The sequence below is a fragment of the Microbacterium canaveralium genome (assembly GCF_047238045.1).
In the GTDB taxonomy this organism is placed as follows: domain Bacteria; phylum Actinomycetota; class Actinomycetes; order Actinomycetales; family Microbacteriaceae; genus Microbacterium.
In genome coordinates this window covers 2,623,125-2,637,212 of the sequence record NZ_JBDFMA010000003.1, presented here as the reverse complement: position 1 = coordinate 2,637,212, position 14,088 = coordinate 2,623,125, and the positions used below count along the sequence as shown (strand labels likewise).

11 protein-coding genes are annotated in these 14,088 nt (G+C 70.4%); 5 read left to right on the top strand and 6 right to left on the bottom strand.

The genetic code is table 11. The features are described from left to right. Positions 1–36: 36 nt before the first annotated feature. The gene (gene aztD / locus ABC271_RS13645) at positions 37–1,230 is read left to right on the top strand and encodes a zinc metallochaperone AztD (protein WP_412925379.1); all 1,194 of its coding nucleotides are present in this window, start codon (positions 37–39) and stop codon (positions 1,228–1,230) included. Positions 1,231–1,295: 65 nt separating this feature from the next. Here the strand turns inward: aztD and ABC271_RS13640 are convergent, their stop codons facing one another. Next, positions 1,296–1,643, bottom strand: a complete 348-nt coding sequence (locus ABC271_RS13640; RefSeq protein ID WP_412925378.1) for a hypothetical protein — start codon at positions 1,641–1,643, stop codon at positions 1,296–1,298. Positions 1,644–1,732: 89 nt separating this feature from the next. After that, positions 1,733–2,110: a DUF7882 family protein gene (locus ABC271_RS13635; RefSeq protein ID WP_412925377.1), complete on the bottom strand. Its 378-nt coding sequence runs from the start codon at positions 2,108–2,110 to the stop codon at positions 1,733–1,735. Between the two features lie 84 nt (positions 2,111–2,194). Here ABC271_RS13635 and ABC271_RS13630 point away from each other — a divergent pair, with 84 nt between their 5' ends. Beyond that, positions 2,195–2,623: a MarR family winged helix-turn-helix transcriptional regulator gene (locus ABC271_RS13630; RefSeq protein WP_412925376.1), complete on the top strand. Its 429-nt coding sequence runs from the start codon at positions 2,195–2,197 to the stop codon at positions 2,621–2,623. Here ABC271_RS13630 and ABC271_RS13625 read toward each other — a convergent pair. Continuing rightward, positions 2,595–3,509, bottom strand: a complete 915-nt coding sequence (locus tag ABC271_RS13625) for a LysR family transcriptional regulator (protein WP_412925375.1) — start codon at positions 3,507–3,509, stop codon at positions 2,595–2,597. The genes ABC271_RS13630 and ABC271_RS13625 overlap by 29 nt on opposite strands. A gap of 101 nt (positions 3,510–3,610) precedes the next feature. Between ABC271_RS13625 and ABC271_RS13620 the strand changes: the two genes are divergently transcribed. Then, entirely contained in the window at positions 3,611–7,045 is a 3,435-nt protein-coding gene (locus tag ABC271_RS13620; RefSeq protein WP_412925374.1) for a bifunctional proline dehydrogenase/L-glutamate gamma-semialdehyde dehydrogenase, read from the top strand. A 6-nt stretch (positions 7,046–7,051) separates the two neighbouring features. Here the strand turns inward: ABC271_RS13620 and ABC271_RS13615 are convergent, their stop codons facing one another. Continuing rightward, a complete protein-coding gene (locus ABC271_RS13615) occupies positions 7,052–7,726 on the bottom strand; it encodes a pyridoxamine 5'-phosphate oxidase family protein (protein WP_412925373.1) in 675 nt (224 codons plus the stop codon). Between the two features lie 82 nt (positions 7,727–7,808). On the opposite strand from ABC271_RS13615, the gene pdxR reads away from it, so the two are divergent. Continuing rightward, a complete protein-coding gene (pdxR, locus tag ABC271_RS13610) occupies positions 7,809–9,293 on the top strand; it encodes a MocR-like pyridoxine biosynthesis transcription factor PdxR (RefSeq protein ID WP_412925372.1) in 1,485 nt (494 codons plus the stop codon). Positions 9,294–9,493: 200 nt separating this feature from the next. Here pdxR and ABC271_RS13605 read toward each other — a convergent pair whose 3' ends face one another. Then, positions 9,494–10,948 (bottom strand): HNH endonuclease, encoded by a 1,455-nt coding sequence (locus tag ABC271_RS13605; protein WP_412925371.1) that lies wholly within the window; start codon positions 10,946–10,948, stop codon positions 9,494–9,496. 545 nt (positions 10,949–11,493) lie between these two features. Next, on the bottom strand, positions 11,494–13,083 hold the full coding sequence (locus tag ABC271_RS13600; RefSeq protein WP_412925370.1) for a phytoene desaturase family protein: 1,590 nt from the start codon (positions 13,081–13,083) through the stop codon (positions 11,494–11,496). A gap of 63 nt (positions 13,084–13,146) precedes the next feature. Here ABC271_RS13600 and ABC271_RS13595 point away from each other — a divergent pair, with 63 nt between their 5' ends. After that, positions 13,147–13,944, top strand: coding sequence for an inositol monophosphatase family protein (locus tag ABC271_RS13595; protein WP_412925369.1), 798 nt, complete (start codon positions 13,147–13,149; stop codon positions 13,942–13,944). The last annotated feature ends 144 nt before the right edge of the window (positions 13,945–14,088 follow it).

The following is a 14,088-nucleotide window of genomic DNA, read 5'->3' as shown; positions in this document are numbered from 1 at the left end:
GCCGGCCGAACCAGAGAAAGAAGAAAGAGGAATCACATGCGCATCCTTTCCCTCCGACGCGCGGGCGTGCTCGCGCTCGCCGTCGGTGCGACCGTCGGACTCGCGGCCTGTTCCGGCGCCTCGGCTCCGGGCTCGTCCTCGTCCGCCGCGGACGAGACCGGCACGCGCGTCGCGTTGTCCTACCCCGGCGGCATCGTCGTCCTCGACGGCGAGACGCTCGAGGTCGTCGGTGACGTGGACTCCGAGGAATTCACGCGACTGAACTCCGCCGGTGACGGCCGGCATGTCATGGTGACCACCAGCGCCGGTTTCCAGGTGCTGGATGCCGGCACGGCGACGGACGCCCCCGTCCTCACCGACCTGGTGTTCCCGGCGGAGAAGGCCGGACACGTCGTCGTCCACGGCGGCAAGACGGTGCTGTACGCCGACGGCACGAGCGACACCACCGTCTTCGACACCGATGCGCTCTTGGCATCCACGGACGACCTTCCGGACACGGAGACGATTCCGGGTGTCCAGGCGCACCACGGTGTCTCGATCGTGCTGGAGGACGGTTCGTTCGTCACGACGGTCGGGAACGCCGACGGGCGCACCGGCATCGTGGTGAAGGATCCCTCCGGTGGCACCGTCGCCGAGAGCGCCGACTGCCCGGGAGTCCACGGCGAGGGAACCGCCCAGGGGGAGGTGGTCGTCTTCGGATGCGAGGACGGTGCGCTGATCTTCGAGGGCGGCGGAATCACCAAGGTCGACGCCCCGGATCAGCCCTACGGGCGCACCGGCAACCTGTTCGTCAGCGACACCAGTCCCCTGGTCCTCGGCGACTACAAGGACGACCGTGACGCCGAGGGCTACCTGCTGCACCGGGTCGCGCTCATCGACACCGCGACCAAGACGCAGACCGTCGTCGACATGCCCGAGGGTGCCGCATACACCTTCCGCGATCTGGCGCGGGGTCCGGGGGACCTCGGCTACGTCCTCGCGTCGGACGGTGCGATCCACGTCTTCGACCCCGAGGCCCGGGCCTTCACGGATGCTTTCCCGGTCATCGATGCGTGGGAGGGGCCGGTCGAATGGCAGGACGCGCACCCGGCGATCAAGGTCAGCGGTGACATCGCCTATGTGACCGAGCCCGCGAAGAACAGGGTCCACGCCGTCGACCTCACCACCGGTGACGTGCGGGCCACCGCGACCCTCGAGGTCACGCCGAATGAGATCGCGCTGACGCGCTGACGCGCTGACCGCCCCGGCACGATACCCGGGGCGGTCAGCCGTCCCGCGATGCGCGCGTCAGGGGGTCACTGGTTGACGAGAAGCGCGCGCGACTTCGCCTCGAGAAACGACACGAGGGCGCCGAGCACGTTGAGCTCGTTGCCGAGGTTCACGATCGCGACGGCAGTGAGCTCGATCGTCGTGTCGCGCGCCTCCATCGTGGCCATCCAGCGCCCGTCGCTGCCCGGGATCGGCTGGAGATAGGTGATGGTCGCCGCCTCGCTGAGGTCCACGACGATCAGCCCACGGTTCAGCTCGGTCTCGTCCTGCTGCGGGAGGACGCGGATTTCACTCCCGGTGAGGTATCCCAGGTGGCGGAACTCATCGAGCCACTGTTCCAGCAGTCGCAGATCGAGCAGATCACGTACAGGCACAGCACACTCCGTCTCGGGCGCACAGAACGCGCTCGAGCCATTATCCCGGCTCCGCGCGTGATATGTGTCCCGCGCCACCCGGATCCGCTTCAGGCCGCGCGCACCACTCGGGTGCGTCGGGCGGCGGGGATCACCGGAGCCGCGGCGTGCGAGACAGCGCGCTCAGCGTCTTCCCACGTGCGCAGATCGACGACGAGGCCGGCCGAGGCGTTGGCCTGGTCGGCCAGAGTGCGGAGGTACTCACCCACGAGCTGTTCGGGTTCGGTGGAGCTGAACACGAAACGGAGGGGGATGGACGGGTGCAGCCAGATGGAGGAGCGACCCGCCACGTCGGGGTCGCCGGACCACGTGAGGGTGAATGACTCCTGGCGGCGGAGTTTGGTGGAGGTGATCACCTTGACGTAGGCCAGCAGCCGGTCGGGGAAGGTCACCGGAGAGACGTCGGTGCCGTAATAAAGCGAGGCCATGTCGCGACGGTAGCACTATTTCATCCAGTTAAATAACTAACTGAAATATTCACAGGTTTAACCAGCTGTCACTAGTGTGGAGACATGTCCTCGCGCCCCGCACTCTCCACGGCGCTCGACGCCTACATCGAGGCGCGGCGCTCCGCAGAGGCGGCAGCGCGCGCTGAACTTCGGGTCAGCGAGACGGAGGCGCGAGCTCTGCTGCGCATCCGCGAGAGACCCGGCATCCGCCCGTCCGAACTGCGCGATCACCTCGGCGTGACCTCGGCCGGGGTGACGACCCTCGTCGACCGTCTCGTCGAGCGGGGGCTCCTGCGCCGTGAGGTCGACACCGAGGATCGGCGCGTGAACCACATTCACCTCGAGGTGGATTTCGATGCCGTGCCGTGGTCGCAGTTGGACTTGTTCTCGCGTGACCTCGACGACGTCGTGGAATCGGAGCCTGTGGAAGCCACGAGCACCTTCGCGGACACGCTGCAGCGGATCATCCGGGCGACGTTGGCTCGTCGCTGATCACGGGGATGCGCGCGAACGCGTCCTGCAGTGCACCCCGGACCGCACGGATGCCGGGTCTGTCGGCCGTGCCTCGACGCACCGCCGTGAAGATCTCTCGTCGCGGCCGCTCGGGAAGGTCGATCGATCGTATGGCGGGTTCGTCGCCGCCGAAGACGAGAGCGGGAATCATCCCGACCGCGTGACCGGATGCCACGAGCCTCACGTGCGCGGTGAGGTCGGCGAGCTCGAAACGGACGTCGGGCTCGAACCCGGCCGCTCGGCATTGCTGCGTCGCCCATTGGCGGGCGGCGGTCCCCTCGGGCTCCATCACCCACGCGCGATCGGCGAGGTCGGACAGCGACCCGGCGGGGTCACCGTTCGCGACGGCGAGGCGGATGGCATCCCGCCCGAGGGTGCGGCGCTCGAGGAGGTCGCGTTGCTCGCGCGTGTGACCGGGGTACTGCTCGGCCACGACCAGGTCGAACCCGCGGGCGGCCACTTCGAAGAGCCCCTCCTCGGGGGCGAGTTCGGCGATCTCGACGCGCAGGCGCGGCTCGCTCGCGGCCAGGACGTCGAGCGCCCGGGGCACGAGGCCATGGGCGGCGGACTGCATCACGGCGAGGCGCACGGGCGCCAAGGACGGCTGGAGCGACTCGAGTTCCGCGCGAGCGGCTTCGTCGGCCGCGAGCATCCGAGCGGCGTGCGCGGCGAGGGCTTCGCCCTGGGCCGTGAGGCGCACGCGTCGGCCGTCGGGTTCGAGAAGGGGCACGCCGGCCTCGCGTTCGAGCTGAGCGAGCTGCTGCGAAATCGTGGAGGGGCTGAAAGAGAGCGCCTCGGCAACGGCGGCGAGGGTTCCCCGCATCGAGAGTTCGTGCAGCAGGCGGAGGCGTCGCAGATCGAACATCGCCTCTTCTTTCGTTCTTGTCGAAGAATACTCTTCATAAATCATCGCTTTTGTCGATCATAAAACGACCTCACACTGGGGGCATCCGAGGAAGGACCCCCATGTCGCTCACCGATGTCACCCCCGCGGAGATCGCCCCGGCCGACCTTGCCGACGACGCCGTCGCCCTCGTTCGCCGGTGGCTCGTCGAGAGTCGCTCGGAACCCGTCGATGCCGCGGCCACCCGGCTCGCGGGCGTTCTGCGCGACCCGAACGGTCTCGCGTTCACCGTCGGGTTCGTCGACGGCGTGGTCCGGCCCGAAGACCTTCGGGTCGCGGCTGCCAACCTCGCCGGGTTGGCGCCGTTGGTGCCCGGGTTCTTGCCGCTGCACCTGAAGGCGGCGATCCGCCTGGGCGCCCTGACCGCGCCGATCCTGCCGCGGGTCGTGGTTCCGGCCGCCCGCACGGCGCTGCGGTCGATGGTGCGCCATCTCATCGTGGATGCCAGCGACCGCCGTCTCGGCGACGCCATTGCCGCGATCCGCGGTCGTGGAGAAGGCATCCGGCTCAACGTCAATCTGCTGGGCGAGGCGATCCTCGGGAAGAAGGAGGCCGCGCGCCGGCTGGAGGGCACTCGGCGGCTGCTCGCCCGGGACGACGTGGATTACGTCTCGATCAAGGTGTCCTCGACCGTCGCCCCGCACACGCCGTGGGCGTTCGACGCGGCGGTCGCCGATGCCGTGACGGCCCTCCGGCCTCTGTATCGCGTGGCGAAGGAGACCGGCACCTTCCTCAACCTCGACATGGAGGAGTTCAAGGACCTCGACCTCACGCTCGCGGTCTTCGAGACCCTCCTCGGCGAGGCCGAGTTCCACGAGGTGGAGGCCGGGATCGTGCTGCAGGCCTACCTGCCCGACGCTCTCGCCGCGATGATCCGTCTGCAGGAGTGGACCGCCGCGCGGGTGGCATCCGGGGGTGCTCCGATCAAGGTCCGGGTCGTGAAGGGGGCCAACCTGCCGATGGAGCGCGTGGACGCCGACGTGCACGACTGGCCGCTCGCGACGTGGCCGTCGAAGCAGGCGACGGATGCCTCCTACAAGGCGGTGCTCGACTACGCGTTGCGGCCCGAGCGCACCGCGCACGTGCGCATCGGCGTCGCGGGTCACAATCTCTTCGACGTCGCTCTGGCGTGGCTGCTCGCCGAGCGCCGCGGGGTGACCGACGGGATCGACGTGGAGATGCTCCTCGGCATGGCCACCGCCCAGCAGGCTGTCGTCCGGAGGACGGTCGGGTCGATCCTGCTGTACACCCCGGTGGTCCACCCTCGCGAGTTCGACGTCGCGATCGCGTATCTCATCCGACGTCTGGAGGAGGGGGCGTCGAGCGAGAACTTCATGTCGGCGGTGTTCGACCTCGACAGTCATGAAGCACTGTTCGCGCGCGAGCGCGACCGGTTCCTCGCGTCGCTCGCCGACATGCCCATGGGTGTTCCCGCGTCGCACCGGATCCAGGACCGCAGCGCGGCTCCGGTTCCGGCGTCCCGCGCGGGCTTCCGCAACACGCCGGATTCCGACCCCGCGATCGCCGCGAACCGGGTCTGGGCCGACGGGATCGTGGCACGCATGGCGTCGTCGCGTCTCGGCGCCGACACGATCGCCGCCCACACGGTGACCGAGGCTGCGGTGCTGGACGAGCGCCTGCGGGATGCCGCGGGCGCCGCCGCCGCGTGGCGCGACCTCGGTGCGGACGCGCGGGCGGAGATCCTGCATCGTGCGGGCGACGTGCTCGAGGCTCGCCGTGCCGATCTCATCGAGGTGATGGGTGCCGAGTGCGGCAAGGTCGTCGAGCAGAGCGACCCCGAGGTCTCGGAGGCCATCGACTTCGCGCACTATTACGCCGAACAGGCGCGGCACCTCAACCGTGTCGACGGTGCCCGGTTCACGCCCGTGGGTCTGACGGTCGTGACGCCGCCGTGGAACTTCCCCGTCGCCATCCCTGCCGGATCGACTCTCGCCGCCCTCGCGGCCGGATCCGCTGTCGTCATCAAACCGGCCGCTCTCGCGGAGCGCTCCGGTGCGGTCATGGTGGAGGCGTTGTGGGACGCGGGCGTCCCCCGTGACGTCCTGACGCTCGTGCAGGTGTCCGAGAACGACCTCGGCAGGCAGCTGCTCACGCACCCGGCCGTGGAGCGCGTGGTGCTCACGGGCGCGTACGAGACGGCCGAACTGTTCCGCTCGTTCCGTCCCGACCTGCCGCTGCTGGCCGAGACGAGCGGCAAGAACGCCGTCATCGTGACCCCCAGCGCCGACCTCGACCTTGCCGCGAAGGACGTTGCGCTGTCGGCCTTCGGCCACGCCGGACAGAAGTGCTCGGCGGCCTCCCTGGTCGTGCTCGTCGGGTCGGTCGCCCACTCGCGTCGCTTCCGCGACCAGCTCGTCGACGCCGTGACCTCGCTCGAAGTTGGGATGCCGTGGGATCACGCCGCCCGCGTCGGACCGCTCATCGAGCCCGCGCAGGGCAAGCTGCTGCGGGCCCTCACGACACTCGAGCCCGGGCAGCGCTGGGTCGTCGAGCCGCGCCGCCTCGACGATGACGGCCGGCTGTGGCGTCCCGGCATCCGGGAGGGCGTGCAGCCCGGCAGCGAGTTCCACCGCACCGAGTACTTCGGTCCGGTGCTCGGGATCATGACCGCCGAGACCCTCGACGAGGCGATCGACATCGTCAACGCGATCGACTACGGCCTCACCTCCGGGCTCCACGCCCTCGACGAGGCGGAGATCCAGCGCTGGCTGGCGCGCATCGAAGCCGGCAACGTCTACGTGAATCGCGGAACGACGGGCGCCATCGTGCAGCGCCAGCCGTTCGGCGGCTGGAAGAAGTCCGCCGTCGGCGCGGGCACCAAAGCGGGCGGCCCGCACTACCTGTTCGGGTTCGGTTCGTGGACGGATGCCGAGTCCGACACGCCGCTCGGTACGGACGCGCTCACCGGACCCGCCTCGGCGGCGGTGCCGGTCGGGGACCGCGCGTGGCTGGCATCCGCTCTGGCTTCGGATGCCGCGGCGTGGGCGACGGAGTTCTCCCTGGCGCGCGATGTCACGGGGTTGGAGTCCGAGCAGAACGTGCTGCGCTACGCCGCCGTGCCGGTGACGGTGCGGCTCGAGAATGCGCGCGACGCGGCCCTGGTGCGTGTCGTGGCGGCCGGTCTGCGCGCCGGTTCGGCCGTCACGGTGAGTGCCGGTCGCGACCTGGCCCCCGCGGTGCGGGCATGGCTCGAGGGCGCGGGCGTCGCTCATGACATCGAGGACGCGGCTGCGTGGTCGCGCCGGGCGGCACGACTCGCGCGAGCCGGCGGTCGGGTTCGTCTGCTCGGCGGTTCGGTCGAGCGGTTCGCTGAGGACACCGCCGGCTCACCCGCCGTGGCGCTGTACGCGGGTGAGCCGACCCGCGCGGGCGAAGTGGAGCTGCTGCCGTTCCTGCGCGAGCAGGCGGTATCCATCACCGCCCACCGCTTCGGCACCCCCCGTCGGTACGCGGTCCCTCCGCTCGTTCGGGGCTGACCTTCCCTACGCCGTGCCGCCGGATGCCACCCGTTCGGCGGCACGGCGGACCGACACAGGGACCGGCGTGCCCGCGATCGTCTGGGCCGAGGTGACCGGCTCGCCGGCGACGACCCGCAGCGGGAGCAGTCCCGCCCACACCGCCCGGTCCTCCCCGTCGCCGTCTTCTTCCACCGCCGATCCGGCGTTGTCCTTGACGCTGGCTTCGGCCAGGGGCACGCGCAGCACCAGGGTGGCGGCGAGCTCGCGGGAGGTCATGGGGCGGACCTCCGCCGGCCGGCCGGGCATCAGGTGCTCGGACAGCGCGAGGAGGGCGTCCTCCTTCTCCTCGGGAGGGACGACGGATGCCACGGCATGCACGACCGCGCAGCGGTACCGCATCGAGCTGTCGAACAGGGACCGGGCGTACTTCAGCCCCAGGAGGTGGGTGACGGTGAGGCACACCGGCGTTCCGTCGGCGATCCGGCGGAAGAAGTCGCTGCCGGTGGAGCCGTGGATGAGGACATCGTCTCCGTCGCGGCCGATTCCGACCGGAAGGGCGATGGGGCGCCCGTCGCGCACGAACGCGACGGTGGCCGCGAGGGCGCCGTCGATGATGTCGTAGAGCGCGCCTCGGTCGGTGACCTGGTGGTGCGGCAGGCGGCGGACGCGGGTGAGTGGGGTGAGCGGCAGGTCGGTCATCTTCTGATTGCACCGCCTTGAGCGGACCGAGTCCTAGACCGATTCCCTTGGTGCTGATTGGTCCAGTGGGATACTGGCATCCGTGATCTCCGCCGGCATCCTCGATCGGTCCTCGTCGGTGCCGCTGCACACGCAGCTCACCCAGGGGCTGCGTGCCGCGGTCGTCGAGGGGCGGCTGGCCGCGGGGGAGGCTCTGCCGTCGACCCGGGTGCTGGCCGATGACCTCGGTGTCGCGCGCGGGACGGTCGTCGCCGCCTACGACACTCTGGTCGGCGAGGGATACCTTCTCGCGCGGCCGGGGGCACGGACGATCGTCGCTGCGCTTCCGCGCCACGCGGTCGTGCCCGCGCTGGTGTCGACGACCCCGACCGCGTCGGCATCCGCTTTCATCGATCTGCTTCCCGGGCGGCCGGGGACGCGCGGACTCGCCGACGCAGCCTGGCGGTCGGCGTGGCGCCGGGCGAGTTCCACGGATCCCGAGTCCGACATCTCTGATGAGCAGGGCTCGCCGGCCCTGCGTGCTGAGATCGCCCGTCACCTCGGACGCACTCGCGGGGTGGTGGTCGACCCCGGCGATGTGATCGTCACGGCCGGGACGAGCGACGCTCTGCTGCTCGCGGCTCTGGCACTCCCGGCGCGGCGGCCGGACGGCATCCGACGCTTCGGGGTGGAGAATCCCGGCTATCCGCGGGTGCGGATGATCCTCGAACGCGTGGGCGTCGAGATGGTCCCGCTCCCCGTCACCCCGGGGGAAGGTCTGGATCTCGATACCGTCGAGAAACACGACGACCTGGATGCCGTGATCGTGACGCCCCACCATCACTATCCGCTCGGGAGCCGACTCGACGCCGCTGCGCGTGCACGCCTGGTCGCCTGGGCGCGCGCCACGGGGACCATGGTGATCGAGGGCGACTACGACAGTGAGTTTCCGCACGGCCGTGCGCCGCTGCCGCCCCTCCGACTGCTCGATCCGCAGGGGGTGATCCTCATCGGAACGCTGTCGAAGGTGCTGAGCCCCGCGTTGCGATTCGGGTGGGTCGTCGCCTCCGGAGCGGTGCGCGACCGCCTGCGCGAGACGCGGGCGGACCTCGACCTGTCGGTGTCGACCGTGACGCAGCACGCGCTCGCCCTCTACTTGGCGGATGAATCGCTCGCCCGCCACACGGCCCGTCGTCGGCGTGACTACCGCCATCGGAGGCGACTCGTGCTCGAGGCGTTGGAGCCGGTCGCGGACGTGCAGCTCGCGGCGATGAACGGGGGCCTTCACGCCGTCGCGCTTCTTCCCGCGGTGTCGCCGGGGGAGGAGTCGCGGCTGGTGGCGCGAATCGCTGCGAGAGGAGTGCTGGTCACCGGACTCGGTGCCTATGCATTCCCCGATGCGCCCACCGACCTTCCGGCTGGTCTCGTCCTCGGGTACGCCGAGCCGACCACGGTGCGGCTGGCGGAAGCGCTGGCTGTGGTGGCAGGGGTCGTGTCCGACGTTGGGTCCGACGTCAGGCTCGGGGCGGTGGCAGGCGTCGTGTCTGACGTTCCGTCTGAGCTGGGGGGCGTGACCGGGCGGTCGTGATGATTCCCCAGGGACGCGAGTCCAGGCGGCGGCGACACCTCGTCGTTGCGTGCTGCGCGTGATCGCGGTTGTGGTTGTGGCCGTCGCCGGGCGGGCTGGGTCAGGCTTCTCGTCCGGCGCGTGGATCCGCGCGGCGTGCATCCGCTGGGCGTGGATCCGCGCGGCGTGGATCCGCACGGCGTTAATCACCAGGGTGCAAGTCAGAACGGTGGTGGATCGGCATCCGGCACGAACAGAACCCGCCCGGGGAGTTTCTCGCGATGGTCTTGTCCGAGAGGGCTTTGGAACCGCAACGTGCCGTCCGGCTCCTGGGTGACTGTCCACTCGGTCTCCGTCTTGAGCGTGTGGTGACGAACGCAGAGGTGGCACAGGTTGTCGAGCCGGGTCGGACCGCCCTTGTGAGCCTCGTGGTTGTGATCGACCTGGCAGCGCGTGATCGGCGCACGGCATCCGGGAGCGCGGCAGTGTCGGTCGCGAGCGGCTAGGAATCGACGTTGCGAGGTCGTCGGCGCGTACCGGTCGACCTCGAGCACCGTCCCCGTCACCGGGTCGCACAGAACGCGATCCCATCCGGGCGCGTGCGCGGCCAGGCGTCGCGCCGTCTCGGGGTCGATGGGTGTGAGGCCATCGATGCTCGCCCCCACATCTGTTCGGCCGAGGAGCGTCATCACCGGGACGGTGACCTGCACGTGTCCGCGGATGGCGCCCAGCCCTCCGGGGCAGATGGCGTCTGTCGTCGGGTCGATTGCGGGCGTTGCCGTCAGCAGGAGGTCGGCGCAGACATCCGCGGTGATCTGCGTGAGCGTGCGGTTGTCATGCGGATGTTGATCACCCACGTCGGCGTCTGTGTCCGCCCTGGCCTCCGCGTCGACCGTCCCGCCGTTGTCGACGGCCCCGACGTCTGTCGCATCGTGGGCATCGGTGCTCAGCGTTTCGTCTCCGCGGTCGGGTGGGGCTGTTGATCCCGCAGCCTCACCGGCCGCCCCCGCGGCACGAATCGCCGCGGCCTGCCGGCGCAGACGGTCGCGGATGCCGTAGGCGACCGTGGCGGGCAGGATCACGCTCAGCTCGGCCATGCCGTCGGCCAGATCTCGCACACTCACGCGGCGCGATGCGGCGGCACGAGCGTGCCGCTCCGTCATCCCGACCGGATGCACGCTTTCCGCGAGCTCTCGCCCGAAAGCGCGCACGCGACCGGGGGAGTCCCGCTCCGCGCGGGCGAGGACGACCTGCTCCCACCCGGCGCGCGTCGCGTCATCGTCGAGAACGATCCCCGTCTCCAGGATCGCCTGAGCGTGACGGACCCCGATGCGTCCCTCCGCGAGGGCGCCCACCGTCGCGGCAAACTTCTCCACCAGGGTGTGTGCGTCGGAGAGTTCTTTCTGCACAGTGAGGTCGTGACTGCGAGTGGCCACGGCGATCTCGAGCGCGAGGGAACGAACCGGCATCTCACACTCTCGGCTCTCCCGGGAGCGTGAGCGCGCCACCTGATCGAGCGCAATTTGCAACGCCTCCGCGCGGAGCGTCACGAGCGAGGCCTGCACGCGCGCCGCCCGCGCCGACTCGTCGCGAATCGATTGCACGAGTACCTGCATCCGCACGCGCTCCCGCTCGACGTCGGACGATTCGGCGTCGAGAGGCGGGGTGGCGGGCATGGCTTGAGTTTAGAACAAAGCTTCGAATGATTGCGGCAGTCTCACCCTCGCGGTCCCGGACATCACCCGAGACGTCGCTGTCGGCATCCACCAGTCGGGGACGCCCGTTCGTCCACTGCCGCGGATGCCCCCATTGCCGTGACTCCGGATGCCTCAGCCGCTCGCCATTCCCCACGCGCCCGTCGCCCAACGCTCCGGCATCCGAGCCAACCCTGAGACTGAAGCCGCCCGGCACTCAAGCCACGCACGCCCGAGTCGCCCCGCCGCCTCCGCGCCCCCGGACTCGACGTCCCGAACGCTGGCACCCGAGGCGGACGCTGACGCGCCGACGCCCCGCCCGCCTGGCCCGCGTGGCATCCACCGCCACTCGCCGCCTGGCCCGCATGGCATCCACCGCCACCCGCCCCTGGCCCGCCCTGGCACACCCGCCCCTGGACCGCGTGGCACACCCGCCCCCTGGCCCGCGTGGCATCCACCACCACCCGCCCCCTGGCCGCCTGGCATCCGCCACCCGCCCCCGGGCCGCGTGGCATCCACCACCCGCCCTACCCGCGCCGGAGGATCTCCAGTGCCGCCATCGCCGCGTTCTGACCGCCGATGCCGCTCACGGCTCCGCCTCGCCGGGCCGAGGATCCGCACATCAGTATCCGCGCGTGCCCCGTCTCGACTCCCCACCGCTCGGCGGCGCCCAGGTCGTCGGCGGCGCCCTCGAGCCATGGCCACGACAGTCCGCCGTGGAAGATGTCTCCGCCGATCATTCCGAGCGACCGCTCCAGGTCGGTCGTCGTGCGCGCCTCGATGCACAAGCGGCCGTCGGGTCCTTCGACGATGCAGTCCCGGAGCGGCTCCGCGAGCACGGAGTCCAACGATCGCTGCGCCGCGGCGAGGAGCCGCGCCCCGGCGGCGACCCGATCCTCACCGTCGATGAGCCGGTGCGGCACCTGCAGCCCGAAGAGCGTGAGCGTTTGTGCCCCGCTCGCCCGCAGTTCGTCGCCGAGGATCGAGGGGTCGGTCAGCGAGTGGCAGTAGATCTCGGCCGGGAGCGGCTCGGGCACGAGACCCGCGGATGCCGCAGCGTAAGCGGCATCCAGCTGGGTCATCGTCTCGTTGACGTGAAAGGTTCCGGCGAAGGCGGCTTCGGGGGTGACGGAGGCGTCTTTCAACCGGGGGAGCCGCGAGAGGAGCATGTTGACCTTGACCTGCGCGCCCTCGGGCTCGGGTGTCTCGGTCGGTGTGCCACCGGAGGTCAGCAGCCGCGCGAGCACCGCGCGCCCGACCCCGCTGAGCACCACGTCGCCGACGTACGTTTCGGGGCGATCGGTCACGGTGTGGACCTCGCCGGAAGGCGACACCGAGATCACCTCGACACCCGTGCGGATCTCTGCCCCCGCTTCGCGCGCCGCACGTTCGAGCTCGGCCGTCACCGCGCCCATGCCGCCGACCGGCACGTCCCAGTGCCCGGTCTCGCCGCCGATGACGTGGTAGAGGAAGCACCGGTTCTGTGCGAGGGAGGGGTCGTCCGACGACGCGAACGTGCCGATGAGGCCGTCGGTCAACGCGATGCCCCGAGCCAGGTCGCTGCCGAGTGAGGAACGCAGGAGTTCACCGAGCGGCCGTTCCGTCAGCGATACCCACAGTTCGTCGTCCGCCAGCCGTGCGCGCACCTCGTCGGCGGTCGGCAGCGGCTCGGTCATCGTCGGGAAGACGGCGCGACCGAGCGGCGCGAGGCGCTCGCCGAGAGCCGCGAACCGCTCGGCCTCGTCGGTGTCGCCGAGCGTCCGGGTGAAGGAGGCGGCGGTCGCTTCGGCATCCTGGGTGTCGATGAGGATGCCGCGCGTGGGATCCGCGGGATCCGGTGTGTAGGACGAATATCGCCGCCGGCGCAGGTCGATGCGCAGGTCCAGATCGTCGATGATCCGGCGCGGCAGCAGGCTCACGAGGTACGAGTAGCGCGACAGGCGGGCGTCGACCCCCGCCCACGGGCGCTCCGATACGGCGGCGCCGCCGACGGCATCCTGTTTCTCCAAGACCACCACCGAGCGTCCGGCGCGCGCGAGGTAGGCCGCGGCGACGAGGGCGTTGTGCCCGCCGCCGACGATGACGACGTCGTATCGAGTGGTCTCCGGGGGGTTCATATGCCCACGCTAGCGACCCCGTCCGACACCGCCCAGGGGTGGCATCCCGATAGCGTGGGTGCCATGACCCTCGCCGAAGACCTGCTCGAGATCGCCACCCGCATCGCCCGCGAAGCCGGGGATCTGGCTGTCCGCCGTCGGAGCGAGGGACTGGAGATCGCCACGAAGTCGGTCGCGGCCGACATCGTCACCGCCGCCGACAAGGAGGTCGAGGCCTTCGTCCGCGCCGAGTTGAAGCGCGAGCGCCCCGAAGACGGATTCTTCGGGGAGGAATCGGCGGCGCAGGAGAGCCGCAGCGGTATCACGTGGGTCGTCGACCCCATTGATGGCACCGTCAACTACGCGTACGGGATTCCGGCGTGGGCCGTCAGCATTGCGGCCGTCGAAGGATCCGACGACCCGGCGACCTGGAGCGCGGTGGCCGGCGTCGTCTACAACCCGGTTTCGGGGGAGATGTTCCGTGCTTTGCGCGGCGGTGGCGCTTGGCTCGGTGAGCAACGCCTCGCGGTCACGGCCGAGGTGGGCCCCGCCGGAGGACTCATCGCCACGGGCTTCGGCTACGACCCCGCCACGCACGGGCCCACGCTCGAGAGGCTCGCCCGCGTCATGCCCATCGCGCGCGATATCCGCCGCATCGGCGCCGCATCGCTCGATCTTGCTTCCGTCGCCGCCGGACGAATGGATGCCTATTACGAGAAGGGCACCAACCCGTGGGATCACGCCGCGGGGGTGCTGCTTGTCGAGGAGGCCGGCGGCATGGTCGGCGGCGCGCCGGGCGGGCGACCGGGCAAGGGCATGGTCATCGCCGCGAGCCCCGGGATCTACGGCCGACTCGAGGAGATCCTCGAACCGGAGCTGTGAAAGCCGACGCCTTGATGGCATTCCCAGACAGGCCGGGTTAGGGTAGTTACCTGTTCGTTATTTTCGCGACCCGAACCTGCGGAAATGGCGCAAGCCCGAAAGCCCGAAGCCGTCGCGCCCGCGACATGAACCGAGAGCCCCCGC